The 24,738-nt window shown below is 42.6% G+C and carries 27 protein-coding genes; 7 read left to right on the top strand and 20 right to left on the bottom strand.

Going from position 1 to position 24,738, the window contains the following annotated elements; all coding sequences use genetic code 11:
• Positions 1-39: 39 nt before the first annotated feature.
• The 4 genes from GMC92_RS02905 to GMC92_RS02920 all read right to left on the bottom strand — a co-directional run bounded on the left by GMC92_RS02905 (position 40) and on the right by GMC92_RS02920 (position 3,883).
• On the bottom strand, positions 40-777 hold the full coding sequence (locus GMC92_RS02905; RefSeq protein WP_173019395.1) for a DUF1003 domain-containing protein: 738 nt from the start codon (positions 775-777) through the stop codon (positions 40-42).
• A gap of 68 nt (positions 778-845) precedes the next feature.
• Positions 846-2,192 (bottom strand): asparagine--tRNA ligase, encoded by a 1,347-nt coding sequence (gene asnS, locus GMC92_RS02910; protein ID WP_155199679.1) that lies wholly within the window; start codon positions 2,190-2,192, stop codon positions 846-848.
• Between the two features lie 148 nt (positions 2,193-2,340).
• On the bottom strand, positions 2,341-3,519 hold the full coding sequence (locus GMC92_RS02915; RefSeq protein WP_155199680.1) for a pyridoxal phosphate-dependent aminotransferase: 1,179 nt from the start codon (positions 3,517-3,519) through the stop codon (positions 2,341-2,343).
• Between the two features lie 16 nt (positions 3,520-3,535).
• Entirely contained in the window at positions 3,536-3,883 is a 348-nt protein-coding gene (locus GMC92_RS02920; protein WP_241672876.1) for a cell wall elongation regulator TseB-like domain-containing protein, read from the bottom strand.
• Between the two features lie 357 nt (positions 3,884-4,240).
• Between GMC92_RS02920 and GMC92_RS02925 the strand changes: the two genes are divergently transcribed.
• Positions 4,241-4,687: a MarR family winged helix-turn-helix transcriptional regulator gene (locus tag GMC92_RS02925; RefSeq protein WP_003001765.1), complete on the top strand. Its 447-nt coding sequence runs from the start codon at positions 4,241-4,243 to the stop codon at positions 4,685-4,687.
• Between the two features lie 118 nt (positions 4,688-4,805).
• Here the strand turns inward: GMC92_RS02925 and yaaA are convergent, their stop codons facing one another.
• Entirely contained in the window at positions 4,806-5,531 is a 726-nt protein-coding gene (gene yaaA / locus GMC92_RS02930; protein WP_155199682.1) for a peroxide stress protein YaaA, read from the bottom strand.
• Between the two features lie 66 nt (positions 5,532-5,597).
• Between yaaA and GMC92_RS02935 the strand changes: the two genes are divergently transcribed.
• From GMC92_RS02935 to GMC92_RS02945, 3 genes are all read left to right on the top strand, one after another.
• Complete coding sequence (locus tag GMC92_RS02935; protein ID WP_155199683.1) at positions 5,598-6,098, top strand: DUF1836 domain-containing protein; 501 nt, start codon at positions 5,598-5,600, stop codon at positions 6,096-6,098.
• On the top strand, positions 6,073-6,720 hold the full coding sequence (gene trhA, locus GMC92_RS02940; protein ID WP_003011253.1) for a PAQR family membrane homeostasis protein TrhA: 648 nt from the start codon (positions 6,073-6,075) through the stop codon (positions 6,718-6,720). Before GMC92_RS02935 ends, trhA begins: the two co-directional genes overlap by 26 nt.
• A gap of 63 nt (positions 6,721-6,783) precedes the next feature.
• The gene (locus GMC92_RS02945) at positions 6,784-8,088 is read left to right on the top strand and encodes an aminotransferase-like domain-containing protein (RefSeq protein WP_125826921.1); all 1,305 of its coding nucleotides are present in this window, start codon (positions 6,784-6,786) and stop codon (positions 8,086-8,088) included.
• Between the two features lie 18 nt (positions 8,089-8,106).
• Here the strand turns inward: GMC92_RS02945 and GMC92_RS02950 are convergent, their stop codons facing one another.
• From GMC92_RS02950 to GMC92_RS03020, 14 genes are all read right to left on the bottom strand, one after another.
• On the bottom strand, positions 8,107-8,355 hold the full coding sequence (locus GMC92_RS02950) for a hypothetical protein (RefSeq protein ID WP_003001593.1): 249 nt from the start codon (positions 8,353-8,355) through the stop codon (positions 8,107-8,109).
• Positions 8,356-8,447: 92 nt separating this feature from the next.
• The gene (locus tag GMC92_RS02955; protein ID WP_155199684.1) at positions 8,448-10,202 is read right to left on the bottom strand and encodes an ABC transporter ATP-binding protein; all 1,755 of its coding nucleotides are present in this window, start codon (positions 10,200-10,202) and stop codon (positions 8,448-8,450) included.
• A complete protein-coding gene (locus GMC92_RS02960) occupies positions 10,189-11,943 on the bottom strand; it encodes an ABC transporter ATP-binding protein (RefSeq protein ID WP_155199685.1) in 1,755 nt (584 codons plus the stop codon). The genes GMC92_RS02955 and GMC92_RS02960 overlap by 14 nt, the downstream gene beginning before the upstream one ends.
• A 1-nt stretch (position 11,944) precedes the next feature.
• The gene (locus GMC92_RS02965) at positions 11,945-12,610 is read right to left on the bottom strand and encodes an MmcQ/YjbR family DNA-binding protein (protein WP_049514729.1); all 666 of its coding nucleotides are present in this window, start codon (positions 12,608-12,610) and stop codon (positions 11,945-11,947) included.
• Between the two features lie 103 nt (positions 12,611-12,713).
• Entirely contained in the window at positions 12,714-13,349 is a 636-nt protein-coding gene (locus GMC92_RS02970) for a copper homeostasis protein CutC (protein ID WP_155199686.1), read from the bottom strand.
• Positions 13,350-13,370: 21 nt separating this feature from the next.
• A complete protein-coding gene (locus tag GMC92_RS02975) occupies positions 13,371-13,973 on the bottom strand; it encodes a hypothetical protein (RefSeq protein WP_155199687.1) in 603 nt (200 codons plus the stop codon).
• A 275-nt stretch (positions 13,974-14,248) separates the two neighbouring features.
• On the bottom strand, positions 14,249-15,205 hold the full coding sequence (locus GMC92_RS02985) for an ABC transporter permease (protein ID WP_155199688.1): 957 nt from the start codon (positions 15,203-15,205) through the stop codon (positions 14,249-14,251).
• Positions 15,205-16,266, bottom strand: coding sequence for an ABC transporter permease (locus GMC92_RS02990; protein WP_049485437.1), 1,062 nt, complete (start codon positions 16,264-16,266; stop codon positions 15,205-15,207). The genes GMC92_RS02985 and GMC92_RS02990 overlap by 1 nt, the downstream gene beginning before the upstream one ends.
• On the bottom strand, positions 16,259-17,794 hold the full coding sequence (locus GMC92_RS02995) for an ABC transporter ATP-binding protein (RefSeq protein ID WP_155199689.1): 1,536 nt from the start codon (positions 17,792-17,794) through the stop codon (positions 16,259-16,261). Before GMC92_RS02995 ends, GMC92_RS02990 begins: the two co-directional genes overlap by 8 nt.
• 133 nt (positions 17,795-17,927) lie before the next feature.
• Positions 17,928-18,989, bottom strand: a complete 1,062-nt coding sequence (locus GMC92_RS03000; protein ID WP_049485439.1) for a BMP family lipoprotein — start codon at positions 18,987-18,989, stop codon at positions 17,928-17,930.
• Between the two features lie 75 nt (positions 18,990-19,064).
• The gene (locus GMC92_RS03005; protein ID WP_070466087.1) at positions 19,065-19,454 is read right to left on the bottom strand and encodes a cytidine deaminase; all 390 of its coding nucleotides are present in this window, start codon (positions 19,452-19,454) and stop codon (positions 19,065-19,067) included.
• Entirely contained in the window at positions 19,441-20,103 is a 663-nt protein-coding gene (gene deoC / locus GMC92_RS03010; RefSeq protein ID WP_155199690.1) for a deoxyribose-phosphate aldolase, read from the bottom strand. Before deoC ends, GMC92_RS03005 begins: the two co-directional genes overlap by 14 nt.
• Positions 20,104-20,120: 17 nt before the next feature.
• On the bottom strand, positions 20,121-21,398 hold the full coding sequence (locus GMC92_RS03015) for a pyrimidine-nucleoside phosphorylase (protein ID WP_155199691.1): 1,278 nt from the start codon (positions 21,396-21,398) through the stop codon (positions 20,121-20,123).
• The gene (locus tag GMC92_RS03020; RefSeq protein WP_155199692.1) at positions 21,395-21,988 is read right to left on the bottom strand and encodes a class I SAM-dependent methyltransferase; all 594 of its coding nucleotides are present in this window, start codon (positions 21,986-21,988) and stop codon (positions 21,395-21,397) included. The genes GMC92_RS03015 and GMC92_RS03020 overlap by 4 nt, the downstream gene beginning before the upstream one ends.
• A 91-nt stretch (positions 21,989-22,079) precedes the next feature.
• Here GMC92_RS03020 and coaA point away from each other — a divergent pair, with 91 nt between their 5' ends.
• The 3 genes from coaA (at position 22,080) to GMC92_RS03035 (ending at position 23,921) form a co-directional block, all read left to right on the top strand.
• Positions 22,080-23,000: a type I pantothenate kinase gene (coaA, locus tag GMC92_RS03025; RefSeq protein WP_155199693.1), complete on the top strand. Its 921-nt coding sequence runs from the start codon at positions 22,080-22,082 to the stop codon at positions 22,998-23,000.
• Positions 23,001-23,096: 96 nt separating this feature from the next.
• On the top strand, positions 23,097-23,345 hold the full coding sequence (gene rpsT / locus GMC92_RS03030) for a 30S ribosomal protein S20 (protein WP_003007640.1): 249 nt from the start codon (positions 23,097-23,099) through the stop codon (positions 23,343-23,345).
• 66 nt (positions 23,346-23,411) lie between these two features.
• Positions 23,412-23,921, top strand: coding sequence for a DNA topology modulation protein (locus tag GMC92_RS03035; RefSeq protein WP_070846527.1), 510 nt, complete (start codon positions 23,412-23,414; stop codon positions 23,919-23,921).
• A gap of 32 nt (positions 23,922-23,953) precedes the next feature.
• On the opposite strand, the gene ldcB is transcribed toward GMC92_RS03035, so the two are convergent.
• On the bottom strand, positions 23,954-24,733 hold the full coding sequence (ldcB, locus tag GMC92_RS03040; protein ID WP_155199694.1) for an LD-carboxypeptidase LdcB/DacB: 780 nt from the start codon (positions 24,731-24,733) through the stop codon (positions 23,954-23,956).
• Positions 24,734-24,738 lie beyond the last annotated feature (5 nt).

Raw genomic sequence — 24,738 nt, forward strand, 5'->3', positions numbered from 1 at the left:
GATTATATAAGTGTTTCTAAAAGACTTACTTAGAGTTGCCTACATCTTCTCCACCTCCTTCATTTTTTCTTGATTCATTTCTTGACGCAGCTGGGCCACTTGATTAGACAAGGACACCAACAATTCGGTTTGCAACTTTTGAATTTCCAGTAAATCCGTCTGGTCTTGCTGCACCATATGATCAATCTTCGTATGCAGTAAGCGAATTTCTCGTTCCGACTCCATATTGACGTTAAAGTCATTTCGCGCTTGCAGGCGATCATAATCTGCCGCCCTGTTTTGGCTCATCATAATCAAAGGAGCTTGAATCGCCGCAATCGTAGAAAGCGCAAGATTGAGCAAGATGAAGGGATAAGGATCAAAATTCCAGCCAAAGGGATGCAAGACATTGATCAACATCCAGATAGCCATCATCAGGATAAAACTAATGATAAAAGTCCAAGAACCACCGAAGCGCGCAACAGAATCCGCTACCCGCTGACCGAAGGTATAGCTGGCTGTCAAGCGGTCTTCAACGTTAAAGGGGCGCTCGCTTTCGGGCATGACACCTGTCACCTGCTGTTTAATGGCTTCGTTTTTATCATTGGCACGCTCAATAATCTGACCTAGATAATCCATGCAATATTGGCTCAAATTTTTATAAGTGATAAAATCATCCATTTGACTTTCCGGGTAGGATGTCTTGAGCATCTGTTGAATGCTATGGTCTAGATCTGCGATCAAAGCCCCCTGACCATCCTCGTATTCTTTCCCATCGATGATGTCTATTTTCAGCATTGAGTTTCCTTTCATAGTTTTTTGACGCAGATAAAAGTGAAAAACGCCTAATGGCGTTTTTACGTCTATTAAGGTTTGATACGGTGCAACATACGTGGGAATGGAATGGCTTCACGGATGTGTTTTGTACCAGCTGCGAAGGTTACCATACGCTCGATACCGATACCAAATCCACCGTGTGGAACTGTACCGTATTTACGAAGGTCAAGGTAGAATTCATATTCTGTGCGATCCATGCCAAGTTCATCCATTTTTGAAACGAGGGCATCGTAGTCTTCCTCACGCATAGAGCCACCGATGATTTCTCCATAGCCTTCTGGAGCAAGCAAGTCTGCACAAAGCACGCGCTCTGGATTTCCAGGAACTGGTTTCATGTAGAAGGCCTTGATAGCTGCTGGGTAGTTCATGACAAATGTTGGCACACCAAAGTGGTTTGAAATCCAAGTTTCATGTGGTGAGCCGAAGTCATCACCATGTTCCAAATGCTCATAATCCGCATCTTCATCATTTTCATGCTCTTGCAAGAGATCAATGGCTTCATCGTAAGTGATCCGTTTGAATGGCTCCGCAATATAGCGTTTCAAGAGCTCTGTATCACGTTCCAAGGTTTCCAAGGCTTGAGGTGCACGGTCCAAAACACCTTGTAGAAGAGCTTTCACATAAGCTTCTTGCAAGTCAAGTGACTCATCGTGTGTCAAGTATGAATACTCAGCATCCATCATCCAGAACTCAGTCAAGTGACGACGAGTTTTTGATTTTTCAGCACGGAATACTGGACCAAAGTCAAAGACGCGACCAAGGGCCATCGCACCAGCTTCAAGGTAAAGCTGACCGGATTGACTCAAGTAGGCTGGTGTTCCAAAGTAGTCTGTTTCAAAAAGTTCAGTTGAATCTTCTGCCGCATTTCCTGAAAGAATTGGACTATCAAACTTCATGAAGCCATTCTTATCAAAGAACTCATAAGTTGCATAGATAATGGCATTACGGATTTGCATCACAGCAACTTGTTTGCGTGAACGCAACCACAAGTGGCGGTTGTCCATCAAGAAGTCTGTCCCGTGTTCTTTTGGAGTGATTGGGTAATCTTGGGATTCACCAATGACTTCGATGTCCGTAATATCCAACTCGTAGCCAAATTTTGAACGCTCGTCTTCTTTGACAATACCAGTTACAAACACTGATGTTTCTTGGCTCAAGCGTTTGATGGTATCAAATTTTTCAAGCCCCACTTCTTCGCCGAATTTTTCGATAAAGTTTGGTTTAAAAGCCACACCTTGGAAAAAGGCAGTCCCGTCACGCAATTGCAAGAAAGCAATTTTTCCTTTACCTGATTTGTTGGCCACCCAAGCACCGATGGTCACTTCTTGACCAACATAGTCTTTTACTTCGATGATAGTAATCCGTTTTGTCATCATTCATCTTCCTTTTCTCGTTAAACTTGTCCGAAGACATTATCTTCTTAATTGTATCATAAAAAGGCTTTCAGTGCTAGGCTCTACCTGTGAAAACCAGATTTTTTTTAAAGAAAAAGATCCTCAGCTCATTACTAAGGATCTTGTAATTTTATTTTTCCATAAAGGCCTTGAGTCGGCAAACAGCTTCTTTAAGGGTATCCAAATCTGTCGCATAAGACAAGCGAACATTTTCAGGGGCACCAAAGCCAGCTCCCGTTACTAAAGCAACCTCTGCTTCTTCTAAAATTGCTGTGGTAAATTCCGTCACATCTGTATACCCCTTCATTTCCATGGCCTTCTTGACATTTGGGAAGAGATAGAAGGCTCCTTGAGGTTTGATGGCTTCAAAACCAGGTACTTCATTCAACAAAGGATAAATAGTATTCAAGCGCTCTTCAAAAGCTTGACGCATGATCTCAATAGAAGATTGATCTCCTGTTAGGGCTTCGATGGCGGCATATTGGGAAACGGTTGTTAAGTTGGAAGTTGTTTGGCTGATCACCTTGGCCATGGCTCCAATAATCTCAGGATCACCCACTGCAAAACCAACCCGCCAACCAGTCATAGCATAGGTTTTAGAAACTCCGTTAATCACGATAGTTTGCTTGCGAATCGCTTCAGATAAGCTAGAAATTGGTGTAAAACTATTGCCATTATAGACCAATCGACCATAGATATCGTCTGCCAAAATCAAGATATCATGCTCGACAGCCCAATTTCCAATTGCTTCGAGTTCTTCTTTACTGTAGATCATTCCTGTTGGATTAGAAGGCGAATTCAGCAAGACAACTTTTGTCTTGTCTGTCCGTGCTGCTTCCAGTTGCTCTACCGTTGCCTTGAAGTGATTTTCTTCTGTTGTTTGGAAAGTAACAGGTGTGCCTTCTACCATCTTGACCTGGTCAACATAAGAAACCCAGCAAGGGGTTGGAATGATGACTTCATCACCTGGATTGATGACAGAAGTAAAGAAGGCATAGAGGATAAACTTGGCACCAGTGCCGACCACAACCTCATTTCGATTCACTGCATAGCCATAAAACTCTTTCATATAGTCGCTAATGGCATCCTTCAATTCTGGAAGTCCAGATGCGACCGTATAAAAGCTAGCGCGACCATCCTCAATGGATGCGACTGCTGCTTCTTGAATATTTTTTGGAGTCGCAAAGTCAGGTTGACCCAGGGTCAAACTCAAGATATCACGACCTTCTGCTGCCAAAGCTTTGGCACGCGCATTTGCAGCCAAGGTCACACTTTCTTCCATTTCCAATACACGATTTGATAATTTCATATTTCCTCCTCAAATCTTAAAAAACACCGGTGACTTTCCCAGTCTTGAAATCCACCACATAATAGGAGCTCCCAGCCTTGACTTCCCAGATCGGTTTGCCTTTAAAGCGTCCAAAAGTTACCCCATCAATCGCGTCCTGACTCTTCTCTTTGACGACAAAAGCTGCCTCTTTAGAACTAACTCCTTCTTTCAAAGGGTAAGTATAGACTGCATCATCCGCCTGCGCCACCAAAACCGCTAGTCCTTGCCCCTCTTGGTCCTTTCCAATAAAGGAAAGATACGCTTCTTTGCCATGAAAGAAACTCTCCGTCTCAATGGTAGCAATCGAAGAGTGAGACAGAGCTATTTTTCTTGCTTGCGCCATTTGATCCTGCATGTGATCAGAAGTTTTTTCAGCAAGAAATAGCCAAGAAAAAAGGACCGTCAATACTAAGATACAGATTCCTATTATATGTTGCCATATTATAAAAAGATTATTTTTCTGTTTCACTCCCTCATTATACACCAAAGCCACCTAGAATTCTATAGATTTTCAAGAAAGAATTGTTACTAATATTTCATACCTGTTACAATGTTTTAGTATAAAATTGTTTGATAAACAAAGTAAAATTAACACCTTTGCTATCATTTGTTCATAGTTTAAAAAATTTGTCACAATTTTGTAACTAATTTGAAAATAAAATTAAACGACAGAAATACTATTTATTGATAAAATATAGATATGGAAAATTTAAAGAGATTATTCAAAGAAGCAAACGTAGATTTAAAAACCATGATCGTCTTCCACAAGGCAGAACGATTGATCCGTGCCTCTGAGGCTCATATCTTTAAAAAGCACCAGTTGACACCAACTCAATTCTCTGTACTTGAGACCTTGTACAGCAAAGGCGATCTCCGCATTCAAGATCTGATTGATAGCATTCTTGCGACCTCTGGAAATATGACTGTGGTTATTCGCAATATGGTCCGCGATGGTTGGATTACACGCGAAACCGATCCAGAAGACCGCCGTGCTTATCTTGTATCTATTACAGATGCCGGTCGTAAAAAGATCGAAGAAGCTCTTCCAGATCATATCAAAAATATTCAACGCTTGATGCAAGTCTTTAATAGTGGCGAGCAAGCTGAGTTGACAGAACTCTTGAAGAAATTCAAACATATCGCCTAAGCCTACTGCTCAAGACGATTCTGACTCCAAAATCCTCTATTTTGGAGTTTTCATCGTGCATTCTCTTTATCTAACAGATCAAAAAAATATTCCTGACGCTTCTCAGGAATATTTTTATTTATTCTTTCACAAAGGCCCATTCCTTCTCTTGCGATAAATCCTCACGATAAGAGAAACCTGCCACTTCTAGTGATTTCAGATCTTCTAGCTGGGTGATTTCTTTCTTCATCATAGCTGTCACCATGGCCCCACGTGCTTTTTTTGAAATCGTCGAGTGAATCTTCAGTGTCCCACCACGATTCTCCATGAATTTGATCCGAGTCATTCGCTCACGAATAGCTTTTGAGAAGACCTGTTCAAACTCAGAAGACAAAAGGGATAAGATCTGTTTCTCACCTTCTACTGCCTGATCATAGTCCTCTTTCCAGAATGCCTTTAGAGACTTTCCAGCTGGTTTTAGCTTCATCATAAAATCTAAGCGATGGGGAGCAATTCCTTCATAGGCAGGTAGTACACCGTATAAAGCAGTCGTGATCAACAAATGTTCCTGCAGATAAACCTGCTCTTTTTGGGATAAGTCTTGACGCTCGATACTACGGTACATGAGGCCATCAAACAGTTCCAAAGCAGGATAGGTTTTAGCACTCCCAGCTAACAGAGCCTCAATTCTTTCTTTTTCTACTAGGGCTCTTTCTTCTGAGATGCCGTAAAAGGTCGCTAATTCTTCTAGGGAGAATGCCTTCAAAGCTTGAAGGATGGTTTTTGTCTTCTCTGACAAGGGTTGGGGCTCGACGATACGAGCCTGTTCGTTCAGTTCTTTGGCGGATGGAATTAATAGTTTCATAGGTCTATTGTACCATATTTTTCAAATTTTCTTGACAGGAGTTTTTATTAATGTTATTATCTAGTTATGAAAACTAGATTTAAGAAAGGTGAAGATTTCGTGACCACTTTTTCCTATCCAACGTGGGAGCAACTACCTGAGCTAGATCTCTATCTCGATCAGGTTCTACTTTATGTCAATAAAACCTGTGCACCTGTCCTCCCTTCTTCAGATAAGGGCTTGACGGCTGCCATGATCAACAATTACGTAAAACATGGCTATGTCGAAAAACCAGGTAAGAAGAAATACCAGCGTAGACAGGTGGCTCGCTTGATCGCTATTACAACCTTAAAAACGGTCTTTTCTATTCAGGAGATCGCTTCTACCTTAAATTTCTTGCAGGACCAGGCGAGTTCAGATCTTCTCTATAATAGCTTTGTCGCTTATCTCAATGAGCAAAAAGAGCCGATCGCTCCCATCATTCGCTCTGCCTGTCAGACGGTTCAACTTTATCTTGAAACCCTATCTTACATTCAACCAGCAAAAACGGAGGAAGAAACTAATGAATTACACCATGAAACTAAGTAAAAAATTATCCTTTGGAGAAGAGATCGCCAATAGCGTAACCCATGCTGTTGGCGCCCTCCTCATGTTGATCTTACTTCCGATCTCAGCAGTCTATAGCTTTGAGCAACACGGTCTCCTCAGTGCTTTTGGGACTTCTATCTTTGTGATCAGCCTCTTTTTGATGTTTCTGTCTTCGACCGTCTACCATGCTATGTCTTACGATTCACCTCAAAAGTATGTGCTTCGTATTATCGACCATTCCATGATTTACATTGCGATCGCAGGTAGTTACACACCGGTCGTCCTCACCTTGATGAACAACTGGATGGGCTACAGCATTATCTTGATCCAATGGGGGACCACCATCTTTGGTATTCTCTACAAAATCTTTGCCAAAAAAGTCAATGAAAAGTTCAGTCTCGCTCTTTACTTGATCATGGGCTGGTTGGTCATCTTTATTATTCCCCAAATCGTTAGCCAAACCAATCCGATCTTCTGGGGTCTCATGCTCATGGGCGGTCTGTGCTACACGGTTGGAGCTGGCTTTTATGCTAAGAAAAAACCATACTTCCACATGATTTGGCACCTCTTCATCCTGGCAGCTTCTGCTCTTCAGTATTTAGCCATCGTTTACTTTATGTAATACGCTCACCACTCTTCGGAGTGGTTTTTTTGTGATTTTTTCTGTACAATAGAAAAAAACTGTATGGGGACAGTCAGGATGAAGACGAGCAAATACCAACAAATTATTCATGTACTAAAAAAAGCCATTCAAGATGGAGAACTGGAAACTGGAGAGAAAATTCCCTCCGTTCGCCAGTTAGCTAGTCAATTTTCTTGTAGTAAGGACACAGTGCAACGGGCCTTGCTGGACTTGACTTACCAGCACTTCCTCTATGCTAAGCCTCAAAGTGGCTACTATGTTTTGGAGCAAGAACCTAATCGACATGAGGATCTTCCACTAAAATTAGAGAAAGACCGCAACCAGGCTTTTGAGGACTTCCGGACCTGTATCAATGAAACCTTGATTGGACGGGAGAATTATCTCTTCAACAACTTTTCGGACCAAGCAGGCTTACTCGAAGTACGTCAATCGATTCAAGGCTTATTGAAGGAAGAAGGTATTTATACGACTGCGGATCAGATTGTTTTGACTGCTGGTACCCAGCAGGCGCTCAATATCCTCAGCCAGATTGACTTTCCCAATAAAAAATCGCAGATCTTGATCGAGCAACCGACTTATCATCGGATGAACCAACTCTTAGATTCGCAGCGACTTGCCTACCGTACCATTCAACGTAATTTAACGGGGATTGATCTCGAGGAACTTGAAGAGATTTTCAAAAGTGGCCATATCAAATTCTTCTACACGATCCCTCGTTTTCACTATCCGCTTGGTCATAGCTATTCGACCAAGCAGAAAGAAGCGATCTTGCAACTAGCTGACCAATATGATGTCTACCTTGTTGAGGATGACTATCTTGGAGATCTTGATGGCAGCAATGCTCCATCTTTTCATTATTTGGATCAAAAGGACCGAGTCATCTATATCAAATCTTTTTCGACCAATCTCTTTTCTGCTCTTCGTATCACTTCCATGATCCTTCCCCAAGACCTTCTTAAGCCGGTCTTGACCTATAAGACGATTCTGGACTATGATAGTAATCTGATCATGCAAAAGGCTTTGAGTCTCTACATTGATAACGGTATGTATCTGACCAATAAAAAACGACTCCTAGCCAGAAAAAAAGAGGAAGAAGAAAGATTGAATACCTTGATGGATCAGTCTTCTCTTCTCCCTCATCTGACCCTGACCCACGATGGGATCCTTCTAGAACTCAGTCAAGTTCAATCCCTTGCTGCCTTAAAACACAGTGGACTCCCGCTTGATTTCTTTGAAGCAGCTTACATTACTACTTGTCCTTATCAACTCGCCAAGATCAAATCTGCAGATGTGGCCACTGTTTTACCAAAGCTTACGCCTTTTTTTGAAAGAGAAACCCTCGTATAGACTATACGAGGGTCTTTCTTATTTCTTTAATTGCTCATAGATAAGTTTAGCATTTTGAAGGCCGATCCGATAATCGAGGCGAATTAGGCGAATCGCTTCCATCTCTGGTTCTTTGAGGTACTTCTCTCTTTGTTCCTTGGAGATGCTACCTGGTTTAAGAAGATAGTGAGTGAATTGATTTCTGACTTTATTGAGCTCAACTTGAAGAGTGAAATAAAGTCCAAATAAGACAATGACAACTCCCATCAGGATCAGATCGTTTGACATGGTGTATGCTCCCTTTTTCTTTTCTTTTCTTTATTTTACAGCTTTCAAGAAAGAAAAACAAGGTTAAATTTGCATTTAGACCTTGTTTATCCTTATTTCATCATACCGGCTTGGAGGTCATACATTTTCTTATACGTTCCTCCTAGAGCAATGAGTTGGTCGTGGTTGCCTGATTCGATGATTTTTCCTTTATCGAGAACATAGATGCAATCGGCATCTTGGATGGTAGAAAGGCGATGGGCGATGGCAATGGTTGTCCGCCCTTGGCGCATCTTCTTCAGAGAGTTTTGAATCATCTCTTCCGTCTCTTGATCGATATTGGCAGTAGCCTCATCCAAAATGAGGATCTTAGGCTGGGCAGCAATGGTCCGGGCAAAAGCCAGAAGCTGTCGCTGACCCGTCGATAAGGTAGAACCTCGCTCGGTTACCGGATGATCATAACCACCAGGTAGACTCTCGATAAAATCTGCCACATCCACAAATGCAGCTGCTTGTCGGACGTCCTCATCTGTCAATTCTTTATGGTACATCCGGATATTAGAAGCAATGGTTCCATGATAGAGGAAGGGTTCCTGCAGCACTAGACCAATGGACTTGCGCAAGGCTTCCTGGCTGTAGTCCTTGATATCCTGTCCATCAATCAAGATCTGGCCGCGATCAAATTCATAAAAGCGCATAAAGAGATTGATAATAGACGATTTACCAGAACCAGTATGGCCAACAAAAGCGATGGTTTGTCCATTTTTGACCTCAAAGGAGATATCTTTTAGGACATCCCGTTTGCCATCATAAGAAAAAGATACATGGTCAAAGCGAATATCTCCCCGCTCGATTTCTTTCAGGCTACCAGCTTGCTTTGGCTCGTAGTCATCTCGATCCATCATTTCAAAGACACGCCCTGCAGAAATGGTTGAGGTCTGCAAAGTTGCAAAATTTTGGGTGACATCAATCAAGGGCTGGAAAAGCTGGCTAACATACTGGATAAAGGCATAGATAAGACCTGCTGTAAAGCCAGAGGACTGCCATTTTAGGCCGAAAAAGGTTAGAATAACCGCATAAGCCAGAACCTGTAACAGGGTCATAGCTGGCCTCAAAAAGAGGGAATTGACATCCACAGATCGGTTGGCATAGTCTAAATGTTCCCCATTTATCTGTTCGAATTCATCCGTCAAGCGCTTTTCTTGACGAAAGGCCTGTACGATCCGCATTCCTTCAATGGATTCCGATAATTTCACATTGATATCTGATAATTTTTGTCGTGTCATCTTGACCAAGCGATTGGATAACTTGCGATAGAGACGAATGGAAAACCAAATAATGGGAAGAAAAGGCAGGATCCAAATAGTCAAATGCCAGTCCAAGCTAAACATGGTTACAAGAGTGACTATAAAAAGTAAAAAGGATGAAACCAGGCTTGAAAAGACCGTAGAAAACATATCTGCGACTGCCTGTGTATCATTGGTCACACGCGAAACAATCGAACCTGCTGCTGTCTGGTCATAAAAGGACATACCCAGTCTTTGAAGATTTTTGAAAATATCTAGACGGATATCTCTTACGATGGAATTGGATACACGCGCAAAGGTTAATTGACTCAGATAAGTTGCTAGCACGCGCCCAATGAATAACCCATAGTAGAGAATCAAAAACTGAAAAGCTGTCATAACTGAGGAGCTTGCTTCTGTTGGATCCACTAGGTGGTCAATATACCAGCGGGCTGCAAGAGGGATCGCCGTCAATAACAGACTAGTTAGGAAGGTAAAGGCTAAGGCTAGGGCTGTTAGCCATTTATAACGCCACATGTAAGTCAAGAGCCGCTTCATCACACGAGCTTCAGATGTTTTCATTCAGCTTTCCCTCCATTTCTTCTGATAATTGTTGTGCTTGGTAGGTTTCATAGTACCAACCTTTTTGAGCCATTAATTCCTCGTGATTTCCGCGCTCCTTGATCTGTCCATTCTCCATTACCAGAATCAAATCCGCATGAACGATCGCTGATAGGCGGTGGGCTGTAATGATCGTTGTTTTCCCCTTGCGTTCTAGCTTCATATTTTCAATGATTTGGTGCTCCGTTTTAGCATCTACTGCAGACAGGGAATCATCCAGAATCAAGATCTCAGGATTCATGACCAATGCTCGACTCATGGCAATCCGTTGCTTTTGCCCGCCAGAAAGAGAGACCCCTCTCTCTCCTAACACTGTCTCCATCTGGTCTGGCATAGCCAAGACGTCCTCATAGACTCCACAAGTTCTCAGAGCCTTCATTACCTCTTCTTCCTCGATCTGTGGATCTGAAAAAGCTACATTCTCACGAATGGTCATGGCAAAAAGGATCTGATCCTGAGGGACATAGCCGATCAAGCTTCGAAGATCCTCTAAGCGATAATGTTTGATGGAGATTCCATTGAACAAAATATCTCCCTGCTCCAAGTCATGCTCCCTAAGCAAGAGACGCAACAAGGTGGTCTTTCCAGATCCAGTTGGACCCACAATTCCAAGGGTTTGCCCTTTTTCTAAATGAAAGACAACCTTTTCAAGGACAGGCTCTTTCTCATACGCGAATTCTTTAATGTTATATTCCAGATTGCCGTTTTGAATGACTGTGACTGGTTGAGTTGAATCTTGAATATCAGGTATTTCTGCCAAAAGTGTCTCAATCCGATCATAGGAGACGCTAGCACGCTGACTAATATTAAACAAGAAGCCCATGGCTTGAAGGGGCCAGACGAGCATATTGAGATAGGTAATAAAGGTTACGATTTGTCCAACCGTCAGGCTCCCTTCCTGAACAAATAGCCCCCCGAAGTAGAGCGTCAAAACATAGGAGAGACCGACAAAAAGAAGAGTAGTCGGATCAAACAAAGCATTGTAACCGGCTGAAGTCATATTCTTTGAAAAGACCATTTGATTAGTTTTTTCAAAAGCCCGAATCTCATCTGCCTGAAAGCCAAAGGATTTGGTCACCTTAACCCCTGATACTGATTCCTGAACAAAGTTGTTCAGCTCTGAGAAGCCTTCTTGGGCCTCTTTGAAGGCTTTGTGATTTTTGCGTCCAATAGCTGAAGTCACTACCACCATAACCGGTAGGGGCAAAATAACCAAGAGGGTTAAGCGCCAATCAATCATGAAAAACATGCTGACCAGGGTCACCAAGGCGGTCACGGAAGCATCCACTGCAGACATAACCCCGCCACCGGCAAACATGGTTACCGCATTGATATCATTAGTAGCATGGGCCATGAGATTCCCTGTCCGATAACGCTGATAAAAAGACGGAGACATGAGCGTAAATTGCTTGAACAAACGGTAACGCAAGATCCGAGCCAACTTATTGGCCGTCCCAAAAATATAGCGTCTCCAAATAAAACGAAGGCCATACATAGCAAGAGCTGCGAGGACCAAAAGGGCGATATCCACAACTAACTGCCCCAGTGTCAGCCTTCTTTTATCGATCAAATCGATCACAAGGCCCATGATTCTTGGAGGAATGAGATTTAAAAAGCTAACCAAGATCAAGGCCCCTATCCCGATCAAGTATCGCTTCTTCTCTAAATTAAAAAACCAAGATAATTTCCTCAACAGATTCATCTTATTTCCCCTTTTTTGTGAGTTGCCAACTACTATCCACTAGAGCAAACAACTCCTCATCAGCAATTGTTCCATCTAAGGGGATACTCACCCAATATTTTTTATTCATATGAAAAGCTGGATAAATCCCCTTCTGCTGGATGAAACGGGCTACTTGATCAGACTTAACATTCAAAACTTCTATTTTCCCAGACTTGCCAGCATCTAGTTTTTTCCAATCAATGGTCATAAAGACACCATACCACTTGAGGGTGTCTCGGTGGCGAATGGCACCAGATTCTGGAGATCTCTCCCACAAATACTCAATCGTTCCCTGATAGTACAGAGAGATATAGGCCATGAGACGCTTGGCTTGAGGATAGAGAAATTTCTCTACCTCAAAACAAGCTTGGCGAATCCTTGCAAGACTTTCCTGACAAGCTTCTCTGACTTGGCCAACGAAATTTCCTTGTAGCTGTTCCTGATGGATCTGGATATACTCGTCCCCTGTATCCTGATCATAGACCTGAAAAGATATCTTCTGGTCGCAGACACGGACCTTTAAGAGAAAAGAGTCCGATAAGACGGGACACTGGTACTCATAGCCTGCCCCTCTCTTTTCAAATCCAAAAGCCAATCCCTTTTCTGGCTGAAAGGTGTATCGGTCAAAATAATGCTCTAAAAACATTTTCTCTCCCTTATTCATTTTTGCACTAGAAGAGGCTGGAAACAACGTCTCCAACCTTGATAACGGATCTTCAAAACTACTTCAGGCAGTGAGCGTTTCTTTTTTAAAACACGATGCGCGTGCCATGCAGTTGACAAACACCCAATTGCTCCAAAAAGAGCTGACGATTGTCAAGGGTCACACCTCCACCTGGTAGGATCTGAATCTTTCCCTTAGCCGCATCTAATAAACGATGGTAATGTTCAAAACGTTGCTCTAGTGTTGCGTCTATACTTCCAGCTCGAGTTAAAATTCGAGCCACACCATGGATAGAAAGCCACTCAATCGCTTCTAGCTGATCTGTATGAGCTAACTCATCAAAAGCCATATGAAAGACAACCTCTGCCTCTCCACAGGCTGCTAGTAAAAGCTGCATGACCCTCTGGTCCAACTTTCGATCGCTCGTCAGCGCACCCAGCACAAAACTAGAAACACCTATTTCCTTCGCAGCCCGAATATCCGTCAGCATAGCTTGGACTTCCAGATCAGTGTAGACAAAATCTCCACCACGGGGCCGGATAATGACACATAGATCCACTGACTTCTCTTCTGTCAGTCTGATTGCTTCCTTGATCACCCCTAAGCTCGGTGTGGTCCCGCCTACTGCAAGGTTGTCACACAGTTCAATGCGACCTGCCCCAGCAGCAATCGCCTTATCAATAAAAGTTAAATTCTCTGCACAAAATTCAAAGACAATCATGACAACCCCATTTTCATAGACTTAAAATAAGGAGATACTAACCGTCACCTTGGCATTGCCATTTTCTACTCGGGCTTTTGAGATAGTATAACCTGCTTGAGGGATTTCAAGCGTAATCTGATCACCGTTCACTGTGAAGCCGCCTCCATTTTGATTGGATTGATCCTTCAAATAGTTGAGAACCAAGGATTTTGGAATGGGCATTTTCCCTAATTTAGCACCGGTCACAGTCAAATTCATGACATTGTTTTCAACTTGACCTGTCATGGTTATATCTAGATAGCTATCGACTGGCCCTAAGGAAACAGGAACTTTGACGTGAAGGTCATTGCCATCCATTCCAAGTGCCAACTTTTGAAAGTCAGAATTGTCAAGAGCAGATCCAGCACTTGCTTTTACGACCTGACTCAATTGCACAGAATTGAGACTTAGCTCAGTTGAGAGCCCTTCGGTGCTCACAGAAGCGTTTGAAACTGCATTTTTAGCCAGCTCAATCAAAGAACTCCCTGCCTGCACATTTCTCAGCTGCTCCCCTTCAGGAATTGATCCAGGAACCAACAGGATCACTAATAAAATAAATAAAACGATCACCATGCCAATCAGGCGTCTTATCCACTTAAACATCTGCTCCTCCGATACATGAAAAGTTGTATTCTTATTGTACCCTAAATCTAAAGAAATTGCGACTAAGAGGGGCCTTTACAAAGCAAAAGAGAGCGTGGGACAGAAATCGGTAATTCGTTAGAATTCGATTTCGTCGTCCCACCTCCGCACAGTTGAGTAGGGCTGTAAAAGCTGATGAAATCAGCGTAGTAGAGCCCACTCAACCACTGCGTCTTACTCGACAATCCAAAAACAATTGAGAGGCTAGGACTTTTGTCCCAACCTCTCTTTGTGCATTATTTCGATTTAATGTAGTTAACACCATCTGCTTTTGGTGCAACTGCTTGTCCGAAGAAGGCTGCCAAGACAACCATGGTCAAGACGTAAGGCGCAATTTGCAAGTAGATGGATGGGATACCTTTAAGCAAAGGCAATTGATTCCCGATAACTGCCAAACTTTGTGAAGCTCCAAAGAAGAGACTAGCCAACATGGCACCGATTGGGTTCCATTTCCCGAAAATCATAGCCGCAAGGGCGATAAATCCAGGACCTACAATAGTAGTTACCGCAAAGTTAACAGAAACTGACTGAGCGTATATGGCTCCTCCGATACCTGCTAGGGCACCTGAGATCATGACTCCTAAGTAGCGCATTTTATAAACATTGATTCCCAATGTATCTGCTGCTTGTGGGTGTTCACCAACTGAACGAAGACGCAAACCAAATTTTGTCTTGAACATGACGAACCAAGCAAAGAATGAGAAAAGAATTGCAACCCAGCCGATGATGCTGGCATTGTTGAAGAAAATATCCCCAATCACCGGAATTTTAGATAAGACCGGAATGGATGTTTTCCCAAAGGCAACTTTGATATTATCAGTTTGCCCTTTGTTGTACATTGCTTTAACTAGAAAGACGGCTAATGGAGGGGCCATCAAGTTCAATACTGTACCTGAAACGATATGGTCAGCACGGAAATGAATCGTTGCCACTGCGTGGATCAAGGAGAAAAGTACTCCAATTCCTGCAGCAACAATCAAGGACAACCATGGTGTCATATTCCCTAAGGTAGGCTCAAAAGTCAAGTTAAAGATAATACCTGAGAAGGCTCCCATAACCATGATTCCTTCCAGACCAACGTTAACAACCCCAGCGTGTTCTGAGTATGCTCCTCCGATACTTGTGAAGATCAGCGGCGCTGCATACACAATCATAGAGGAAACAAGAATACTTAAAATCGTTACAATACTCATTAGTTTGCTCCTCCTTTTTTAGCTGAACGCATCGAGATCATCTTTTCAATAATGTAGTGGGCACATACGAAGAAGATAATAGATGCTGTCACAATTTGAACGACTTCTTCAGGGATTGCAGCTGGCTTCATACCAACTCCCCCAATTTGAAGTGCACCAAACAAGAAGGCAGCAAATGGAATACCAATTGGTGAATTCATCGCAAGAAGGGCTACGGCCATTCCGTTAAATCCAACACTCATCGAGCTGGTTTGAACGTAGACATTTGAGTAAATACCCAGACCTTCTGCTACCCCACCAATACCAGCAAGAGCACCAGAAATGATCATAGAAAGGATAATGGTCCGTTTTGCAGACATCCCAGCGTATTCTGCCGCATTCGAATTGAGACCAACGGCACGGATTTCAAAACCAAGTGTTGTTTTCTTCATCAAGAACCAGATGACCACCACTGCGATGATGGCAAAGAAGATCCCGATGTTCATTTGTGATTTGTCTGTCAAATTACGCAACCACTCCGTTTGGTAGACAGCGTTGGCTCCCACATCAATGGTTGAGTCCTTGTTTTTCATCAAGGAAGCTGGGAAGCTATGAATCAAGGCATTCCCACCATAGAGAACAATGTAGTTCATCATAATGGTGATAATGACCTCACTGGTTCCGAGATAGGCACGAAGGAAACCAGGAATCGCTCCAATAAATCCACCTGCAATAGCCGCAATCAAAACGGTCATCGGAATCATCAGTAAGCGAGGCATATTTGGGAAGGAGAGGGCAAACCAAGTCGCCATGATCCATCCTGCAAAAGCCTGACCAGGAAGTCCAACGTTAAAGAAGCCGGCCCGGCTAGCTACTGAAAATCCAAGAGCAACCAAAATCAGTGGCCCCATGGCACGGGAAATATTTCCCCAACTCTTAATCGAACCAAAGGCTTTTTTAAACAGCAATTCATATCCCCAAAGGGCATCATAGCTGAAGGCCCACATAATAATGGCACCCAAGACCAATCCTAAAAGGACAGACACCAATGGAACGGCAATTTGTTTTAAATTCTTATTCATTTGATGCTCCCTCCTTTACTTGGCCTCCTGCCATGAGGATTCCAAGTTCTTGCTTATTCGTTGTTTCAGGGGTTACGATCCCTTGGATCTTCCCATCATGAATAACCGCAATACGGTCAGAAACATTCAAAATTTCATCTAATTCAAAGCTGACAACCAGAACGGCTTTTCCATTATCCCGTTCTTGGATCAAACGTTTGTGGATATATTCAATCGCTCCAACGTCCAATCCACGAGTTGGCTGGCTGACGATTAAGAGATCTGGATCGCGATCGATTTCGCGAGCGATAATAGCTTTTTGCTGGTTCCCTCCAGAGAGAGCCTTAGCAGGTACCACTTCACTGGCTGCACGAACGTCAAACTCTTCCATCAACTTCTTGGCATAAGAGGTAATATTTGGATAATTCAAAATACCATTCTTGCTAAGAGGTTCTTTATAGTAGGTTTGAAGGGCAATGTTTTCAGAGATCATCATATCAAGGACTAATCCATCACGATGACGGTCTTCAGGGACGTGCCCTACCTTCATTTCTGTGATTTGACGTGGGCGAAGTCCTACAACTTCCTTGCCTTTAATCTTGATTGAACCGGATTTTACCTTCCGTAGTCCTGTAATGGCTTGGATCAACTCAGACTGACCATTTCCGTCAATCCCTGCAATCCCGACGACCTCACCAGCACGAAGTTCCAGTGAAAGTTTCTTAACAGCTGGGACACCCCGGTTTTCGTTTACAACCAAGTTTTCGATCGACAAGACGACTTCTTTCGGTTGAGAAGGACCTTTCTCCGTTTTAAAGGAAACAGAACGACCGACCATCATTTCGGCCAAGTCTTGGTTGGTAGCTCCACCAATCTCGACTGTCTCAATTGATTTCCCACGACGGATAACCGTTACCCGGTCTGAAACAGCACGAATTTCATCCAACTTGTGCGTAATCAAGATAATGGATTTTCCTTCATTTGCCAAGTTCTTCATGATTGTCATCAATTCTTCGATTTCAGCTGGTGTCAACACCGCAGTTGGTTCATCGAAGATTAGGATGTCGGCTCCACGATAAAGCGTCTTTAAAATTTCCACACGTTGCTGCGCACCGACGGAAATATCCTCAACTTTAGCATTTGGATCCACTGCTAAGCCATATTTTTTAGACAAATCAAGGATATCTTGACTGGCTTTCTTAAGATCCAAAATACCATGTTTAGTGGTTTCAGACCCAAGGATAATATTTTCAGCAACAGTGAAGGCTTCAACCAACATAAAGTGTTGGTGCACCATTCCAATTCCTAAAGAGGCTGCTTTTGAAGGTGAGTCTAGGTTAACAGTTTTTCCATTTACCACGATGTCTCCGCTAGTTGGTTCCAACAAACCAGCCAGCATATTCATCAGGGTAGATTTCCCTGCACCATTTTCTCCAAGAAGTGCATGGATTTCACCTTTGCGCAACTGAAGATTAATCTTGTCATTTGCTACAAAGTCACCAAATTTTTTGGTAATCTCACGCATTTCGATGACATATTCATGTGTCATGGGGTGTTTCCTTTCAAATCTATTTTTATTTCAATAAAATCTACTAGGGTTGCTAATAGATTTTACTGAGACAAAAATGTCTCAATTTATTAAAAGGAACGGCCCTTGAAGGTCGGGCCGATCCAATCAAATATTATTTTTCAGGAACTTTAAGAGACCCGTCAAGGATTTTAGCTTTAGCGTCTTCTACAGCTTTTTTAGCATCTGCAGAAAGGTTGTCAGTTGTCAAATCAACTCCACCATCTTTCAAGCTATAAGTAATCACTTTACCGCCAGGGAATTTACCGTCAGCAGTTTTCTTAGCCAAGTCTTTTACAGATTCTCCGACTTTCTTCAAGCTTGAAGCCAATACAAAGTTAGATTTTTTACCATCTTTAGAAGTGTATTCACCTTCAGCTTTTTGGTCACGGTCAACACCAAGAACCCAAACTTTTTCGTCTTCATTTTTCTTCTCGTTCAAGTCTTTAGCTTCAGAGAAGACACCTGCACCAGTACCACCAGCTACTTGGTAGATAACGTCTGCACCTGCAGCGTATTGTGCAGCGGCAATTGTTTTACCTTTCGCAGAGTCACCGAATGAACCAGCGTAGTCTACTTGAACTTTGATAGATGGGTCAACAGATTTAACACCAGCTTCAAATCCAGCGCGGAAACGAGTGATAACTTCACTTTCCATACCACCTACAAAACCAACTTGTTTAGTTTTTGTAGTTTTCGCAGCAGCAATACCAGCAAGGTAACCAGCTTCGTTATCGGCATAAACAGCAGATGCTACGTTCTTTTGTCCTTCAATACGGTCATCGATGATGACATAGTTCACATCTTCGTTGTCTTTTGCAGCTTTTTTAACAGAGTCGCTCAAGGCAAAACCAACACCAAAGATCAATTTGTAGTCGTTAGAAACAGCTTCATCAAGGTTTGTCGCATATTGAGATTCATCTGTTGATTGGAAGTAGTCAAATCCGTTCCCTTTAGAAAGACCGTTTTCTTTACCCCAAGCTTGCAAACCTTCCCAAGCAGATTGGTTGAATGATTTGTCATCCACACCACCAGTATCGGTAATGATAGCAGCTTTCAAATCTGTTTTAGATTCTGAGTTTGCGCTATCTTTTTTAGACGCACGATTTCCACATGCTGCAAGTCCGATAGCAGCGACAGTTACTAGACCAAGGCCTAGCCATTGTTTCTTGTTCATTACTGAACCTCCTAAATTATTGTGCAACATTGTTGCGAAGTATTGAAAGGGTCAAAAGACCGCCTCACAGACCTATTAAGTCAGGTCTGTAAAGGAATATGGAAGTAATTCCTTGACCGTCATCACGACCGTCGATTTATCTTTAGATACTAAGGTTACAGGAAGGTCTGGTTCAAAAAATTCAGCCATGACCTGGCGACAAGCACCACATGGAGAGATGGGCTTTTCTGTTTGCCCGTAGATAATGAGCTCTTTGAAATCGCGAGCTCCTTCAGAAACAGCTTTAAAAATGGCTGTCCGTTCTCCACAGTTGGTTAATCCAAAACTGGCATTTTCGATATTGACACCTGTATAGATTTCTCCATCCTTCGTTAGCAGTACAGCTCCAATTGGGAAATGAGAGTAAGGCACATAGGCTTGTTTACTCACTTCAACTGCTAAGTCAATCAACTCAGTAGTCGCCATGAGCCACCTTTCCTTCCATGATGGCTACACCAGAAGAAGTCCCGATACGGGTCGCACCAGCTTCGATAAAAGCAAGAGCATCTTCATAAGAGCGAGCACCACCAGAAGCTTTGACACCCATGTCGGGTCCAACAGTTTGACGCATTAAGGCCACATCTTCTACCGTTGCTCCTCCAGTTGAAAAGCCAGTTGAAGTCTTCACAAAGTCTGCGCCAGCTGACTTAGCAATTTGGCAAGCAACGATCTTTTCATCATCTGTTAAAAGACAAGTCTCAATGATGACTTTGACCAGCTTATCACCGCTTGCTTCGACTACAGCTTGGATATCTTCCTTAACTAGTGCTAAATTCTTAGACTTAAGAGCCCCGATATTAATGACCATGTCAATCTCATCGGCACCATTTTGAATCGCATTTTTTGTTTCACACGCTTTGACAAAAGGGGTATTTGCTCCCAAAGGAAAACCAATGACGGTACAAACTTTTACATCTGAATCGCGCAAGCCCTCAGCTGCAAAATTCACCCATGTCGGATTCACACAGACACTCGCAAAATCATATGCCTTAGCTTCTTCGATCAATTTTTCGATCTGTTCTTGTTGCGCATCTGGTTTTAAAAGAGTGTGATCGATATATTTATTTAACTTCATATAATCTCCTGAGCTACTTAAGATATTATTTCAATAATTTCTTTAACGCTTTCAGCCCCTTCTAGTATTTTAACATTTTTTTTGAATTCTGTAACGCTTTCTTGTGAATTTTTTTCATTCACGAAAATACGAGCAATGCGTTCCCCTTTTTTAACCTGCTCTCCCACTTTTTTGTCAAATACAATCCCTGTTTCATAATCAAGCGGATCCGATTTGACAGCACGGCCAGCACCAAGTCGCATGGCTAACAGGCCAAATTCCATGGCAGGTAAAGCTGCAATGACGCCATCTTGATCTGCTGTTACTTCAAGGACCTGATCTACTTTGACGGGACGATGCAAATCCTCTAAGTCTCCACCTTGTGCCACGACCATTTCTTCAAACTTGGCTAAGGCTTGTTCATTGCTCAAGTGTTCATGAATGGCTTCAATCGATTGATCTACATTGGCCAATTTCAACATGATTTGTGCTAATTCACAAATAAACTCTGTGACATCAGCACGCCCCTGTCCTTTTAGAATATCCAAGGCTTCCAAAATCTCTAAACGATTGCCAATACTGGTTCCCAAAGGTTGGCTCATATCTGTAATGACAGCGATTGTCTTGCGCCCTACGGCATTACCGAGATCCACCATGGTACGAGCTAGTTCACGCGCCTCTTCAATGGTCTTCATAAAGGCCCCTTCTCCAACGGTGACATCGAGAAGGATGGCATCTGCTCCAGCAGCAATTTTCTTACTCATGACGGAGCTAGCAATCAAAGGAATGGTATCCACTGTCGCCGTCACGTCCCGAAGAGCATACAAGAGTTTATCTGCTTTCACAAGTTGATCAGATTGACCAATAACCGATAAGCCGATCTCCTGCACCTGCTGGATAAATTCCTCTTGAGTCCGCTCAATTTGGAATCCTTTAATCGATTCTAATTTATCAATCGTTCCTCCCGTGTGGCCTAAGCCACGACCGCTCATTTTAGCAACTGGCACTCCGAAACTTGCAACCAGAGGTACCAAGACCAAGGTCACCTTGTCTCCCACACCACCAGTTGAATGTTTGTCCACCTTAATTCCTGGAATAGCTGACAGGTCAAACTGTTGGCCTGTTTGGACCATCTTCATGGTCATATGGGAGATTTCTTCTGTCGTCATCCCTTTAAAATAAACAGCCATAGCAAAAGCGGACATTTGGTAATCTGGAACTGTTCCAGCCACATATCCCTCAATCAGCCATTCAATTTCTTCTTTGTTTAAGGCAAGACCATCTCTTTTTTTCTGAATGATATCTACAGCTCTCATGATTCTTTCTCACTTCTTAAAATATAATAGCCTTTGTCTTTTTTTACTGTCTCACAATTGCCAAACGTCTCTTCCATCTTGGCCTTAGCACTTGGAGCCCCTTGCTTTTTCTGAACGACAATGGTCAAGTCTCCACCTGGCTTCAAATGATCAAAACTACCGGTGATCACCTGGTGAACCACTTTTTTACCAGCTCGGATTGGCGGATTACTGATCACATGGTCAAAGACCCCTTCAACCGCTTCATAGACATCCGAAGAAAAGATCTGAGCTTCCACGCCATTTCGGCTGGCATTTTTCTTAGCCAAGTCTAGCGCCCGCTCATTGACATCCACCATGGTCACGGCGACTCCCTGTGCTTTAGCTAGAGAAAGGCCAATTGGACCATAGCCACAACCGACATCAAGAACGCTTTCCCCTCCTTGGAAATCCAGGGTTGATAAGAGCACCTGACTTCCATAATCTATCATTTTTTTACTAAAGACGCCCGCATCTGTATAGAAATTCATCTTTTGTCCCAATAAAACAACAGCCAGATCATGAATATCATGGGCTGCATCTGGGTTTATATCGAAATACATTTTACTCATAAGGTTATTTTATCATAATTCATTCGTTTTTTAAATCGTTTACACGACCTCTAAAAATTGGTATACTAAAGACTACAAATAGGAGTGACATATGGACAAAGAATTTCTACATTTTGAAAAAATCAATCGGGAAACCTGGCAAAATTTGCATCGCAAAACCACCCCGCCTCTCTCTCAAACAGAGCTCAATTCTATTAAAAGTTTTAACGACCGCATCAACCTCCAGGATGTGCGTGACGTCTACCTGCCTTTGACAAACTTGATCGGAATCTACAAGCGTTCCAAAGAAGATTTGGCCTTCTCAAAAGGGATTTTTCTTCAAAAAACCAGTGAACGCCAACCCTTTATCATTGGGGTTTCTGGGAGTGTCGCTGTTGGGAAATCGACTACTAGCCGTCTTCTCCAAATCCTACTTTCGCGGACCTTCGAAGGCTCGACCGTAGAATTGGTGACAACAGATGGCTTTCTCTATCCAAATGCTATCTTAAAAGAACAAGAGCTCCTCAATCGAAAAGGATTTCCTGAAAGCTATGACATGGAATTGCTTCTTGATTTTCTCAATCAAATCAAAAACAACAAGAGTGTAGAAATCCCTGTCTATTCCCACGAAATTTACGATATTGTCCCAGATGAGAAGCAAACGATTTTACCGGCTGATTTTGTCATTGTAGAAGGAATCAATGTCTTTCAAAATCCGCAAAATGACAGTCTCTATATGACCGATTTCTTTGATTTTTCAATCTATGTGGATGCCGCAGTCGATGATATCGAGACTTGGTATATCGATCGCTTCCAAAAACTCTTGGCATTAGCTCAGAATGATCCCAATAACTACTACTATCGATTTACAGAGCAACCCCTAGATGAAGTTTTAAGCATGGCCCATCAGGTCTGGGAATCCATTAATTTAGTCAACTTGCAACATTACATTCAACCAACCAGAAACCGAGCTGATCTGATTCTCCATAAGGCAACCAACCATGAAATCGACGAAATTTATCTCAAACGCTAGAGAAAATGGCCTTTTACCGGTACTTTTTTAAGGAAAAGCTATTTTAGGCTTGTCAAATCATAACTTTTCATATATAATGAGATAGTTAGATTATCAATGGAGGTGAATAACTTGGCAAACATTAAATCAGCTATCAAACGCGCTGAATTGAACGTTAAACAAAACGAAAAAAACTCAGCTCAAAAATCAGCTATGCGTACTGCAATCAAAGCTTTTGAAGCAAACCCATCTGAAGAACTTTACCGCGCTGCTAGCTCAGCTATCGATAAAGCAGAAACTAAAGGTTTGATCCACAAGAACAAAGCTAGCCGTGATAAAGCACGTCTTGCAGCGAAACTTGGTTAATCAAGAACAGCATAAAAATCAAGCTCTCCGGAGCTTTTTTTGTTCCTAAATTTTTGAGAGGTGCTTATGAAAATTGTTATTATCGGCTATTCAGGTTCTGGCAAGTCAACTTTGGCTGGAGCCTTATCTCGCCACTACTCCATCCCCAAGCTCCACATGGATACCCTTCAATTTCAACCGGGATGGGTAGACAGTGACCGGGATTGGATGGAGGGACAGATGAAACAGTTTCTTAGCCAACATAAAGACTGGGTCATTGATGGAAATTATTCATGGTGTTGCTATGAGGAAAGAATGGAGCAAGCCGATCACATTATCTTTCTTAATTTCTCTCGTTGGAACTGCCTCTATAGAGCCTGGAAACGATACCGTCGTTATAAGGGACGCGTTCGCGAGAGTATGGCAGCAGGCTGCCCTGAACGCTTTGACTGGGAATTCATCCGTTGGATTCTCTGGGACGGTCGAACTAAGAATGCCAAAGAAAGGTATCGAAATATCCGTTCTACCTATCCAGACAAATTTATCTCTCTCAAGAATCAAAAAGAGCTAGATGCATTTCTAAAAACAATACAATAAGAAAAGGTTGGGATTAAAATCCCAGCCTTTTCTTATTTATCAACGTAATCTCCGCCGGTGAAGCCATAGTATTCTTCCAGACTCAAGCCTGAATCAGCAATCTCTTGGGCTTCTTTTCCGATATAGCGGAGATGCCAGCTTTCTGGCATGTAGCCTGTTACTTTTTCTTTTCCTTCTTGGTAACGAACCACAAAGCCATATTTAGCAGCATTCTTGAGCAACCACTTACTTGGTCCAGGTTCGGTTACCAAATTACCACTGGTATCGATCAAATCAAAGGTCAAACCAGTTTGGTGTTCACTATAGCCTGGTCTTGCGGAATAACGATCTGCGGCTTCCTGACCATCTTGATTGACATAGTTTTGATAGAGTTCAACTTGGGTATCGTAGCTACGAAAACCACTATATTGGTCACTGATCGGATAACCCTCTGCCTGCATGGCTGCAATCAATTCATGAAGGGCCGAAACAGCTTCAGGATCTTCACCTGGGTTAAAGTCCGGCGCCAAAGGATAATGTTTGTTGGCGATCATCACCTCCCCATATTTCCCTTTAACACTATAGTAAGAACCATTGTAGCTGACACCAGAGTCCACTTTCACATCTGACTTACCAGCTTTTGACGACTCTTCTTTGCCAGTCTCTTTTGATGGATTCTTTGCAGAAGACATTTCTTTGGAAGACTTGGTTTGCGTTTGCTTGGTTTCTTCTTTTGCAGAAGATTTAGAACTAGTGGATTGAGATTGGGAGCAAGCTGTCAGGGTTAACAAGGCAACTGTCACCAACGTTAATTTGGAAAATCTTGCTTTCATGGGGA

Source organism: Streptococcus parasanguinis (assembly GCF_009717775.1).
GTDB classification, from domain to species: Bacteria; Bacillota; Bacilli; order Lactobacillales; family Streptococcaceae; genus Streptococcus; species Streptococcus parasanguinis_AG.

Excerpts from the sequence above, each read along its gene's own strand:
- GMC92_RS02905 (WP_173019395.1), bottom strand. The coding sequence starts at position 777 with ATGCTGAAAATAGACATCATCGATGGGAAAGAATACGAGGATGGTCAG.
- asnS (WP_155199679.1), bottom strand. The coding sequence starts at position 2,192 with ATGATGACAAAACGGATTACTATCATCGAAGTAAAAGACTATGTTGGT.
- GMC92_RS02915 (WP_155199680.1), bottom strand. The coding sequence starts at position 3,519 with ATGAAATTATCAAATCGTGTATTGGAAATGGAAGAAAGTGTGACCTTG.
- GMC92_RS02920 (WP_241672876.1), bottom strand. The coding sequence starts at position 3,883 with ATGGCGCAAGCAAGAAAAATAGCTCTGTCTCACTCTTCGATTGCTACC.
- GMC92_RS02925 (WP_003001765.1), top strand. The coding sequence starts at position 4,241 with ATGGAAAATTTAAAGAGATTATTCAAAGAAGCAAACGTAGATTTAAAA.
- yaaA (WP_155199682.1), bottom strand. The coding sequence starts at position 5,531 with ATGAAACTATTAATTCCATCCGCCAAAGAACTGAACGAACAGGCTCGT.
- GMC92_RS02935 (WP_155199683.1), top strand. The coding sequence starts at position 5,598 with ATGAAAACTAGATTTAAGAAAGGTGAAGATTTCGTGACCACTTTTTCC.
- trhA (WP_003011253.1), top strand. The coding sequence starts at position 6,073 with ATGAATTACACCATGAAACTAAGTAAAAAATTATCCTTTGGAGAAGAG.
- GMC92_RS02945 (WP_125826921.1), top strand. The coding sequence starts at position 6,784 with ATGGGGACAGTCAGGATGAAGACGAGCAAATACCAACAAATTATTCAT.
- GMC92_RS02950 (WP_003001593.1), bottom strand. The coding sequence starts at position 8,355 with ATGTCAAACGATCTGATCCTGATGGGAGTTGTCATTGTCTTATTTGGA.
- GMC92_RS02955 (WP_155199684.1), bottom strand. The coding sequence starts at position 10,202 with ATGAAAACATCTGAAGCTCGTGTGATGAAGCGGCTCTTGACTTACATG.
- GMC92_RS02960 (WP_155199685.1), bottom strand. The coding sequence starts at position 11,943 with ATGAATCTGTTGAGGAAATTATCTTGGTTTTTTAATTTAGAGAAGAAG.
- GMC92_RS02965 (WP_049514729.1), bottom strand. The coding sequence starts at position 12,610 with ATGTTTTTAGAGCATTATTTTGACCGATACACCTTTCAGCCAGAAAAG.
- GMC92_RS02970 (WP_155199686.1), bottom strand. The coding sequence starts at position 13,349 with ATGATTGTCTTTGAATTTTGTGCAGAGAATTTAACTTTTATTGATAAG.
- GMC92_RS02975 (WP_155199687.1), bottom strand. The coding sequence starts at position 13,973 with ATGTTTAAGTGGATAAGACGCCTGATTGGCATGGTGATCGTTTTATTT.
- GMC92_RS02985 (WP_155199688.1), bottom strand. The coding sequence starts at position 15,205 with ATGAGTATTGTAACGATTTTAAGTATTCTTGTTTCCTCTATGATTGTG.
- GMC92_RS02990 (WP_049485437.1), bottom strand. The coding sequence starts at position 16,266 with ATGAATAAGAATTTAAAACAAATTGCCGTTCCATTGGTGTCTGTCCTT.
- GMC92_RS02995 (WP_155199689.1), bottom strand. The coding sequence starts at position 17,794 with ATGACACATGAATATGTCATCGAAATGCGTGAGATTACCAAAAAATTT.
- GMC92_RS03000 (WP_049485439.1), bottom strand. The coding sequence starts at position 18,989 with ATGAACAAGAAACAATGGCTAGGCCTTGGTCTAGTAACTGTCGCTGCT.
- GMC92_RS03005 (WP_070466087.1), bottom strand. The coding sequence starts at position 19,454 with ATGGCGACTACTGAGTTGATTGACTTAGCAGTTGAAGTGAGTAAACAA.
- deoC (WP_155199690.1), bottom strand. The coding sequence starts at position 20,103 with ATGAAGTTAAATAAATATATCGATCACACTCTTTTAAAACCAGATGCG.
- GMC92_RS03015 (WP_155199691.1), bottom strand. The coding sequence starts at position 21,398 with ATGAGAGCTGTAGATATCATTCAGAAAAAAAGAGATGGTCTTGCCTTA.
- GMC92_RS03020 (WP_155199692.1), bottom strand. The coding sequence starts at position 21,988 with ATGAGTAAAATGTATTTCGATATAAACCCAGATGCAGCCCATGATATT.
- coaA (WP_155199693.1), top strand. The coding sequence starts at position 22,080 with ATGGACAAAGAATTTCTACATTTTGAAAAAATCAATCGGGAAACCTGG.
- rpsT (WP_003007640.1), top strand. The coding sequence starts at position 23,097 with ATGGAGGTGAATAACTTGGCAAACATTAAATCAGCTATCAAACGCGCT.
- GMC92_RS03035 (WP_070846527.1), top strand. The coding sequence starts at position 23,412 with ATGAAAATTGTTATTATCGGCTATTCAGGTTCTGGCAAGTCAACTTTG.
- ldcB (WP_155199694.1), bottom strand. The coding sequence starts at position 24,733 with ATGAAAGCAAGATTTTCCAAATTAACGTTGGTGACAGTTGCCTTGTTA.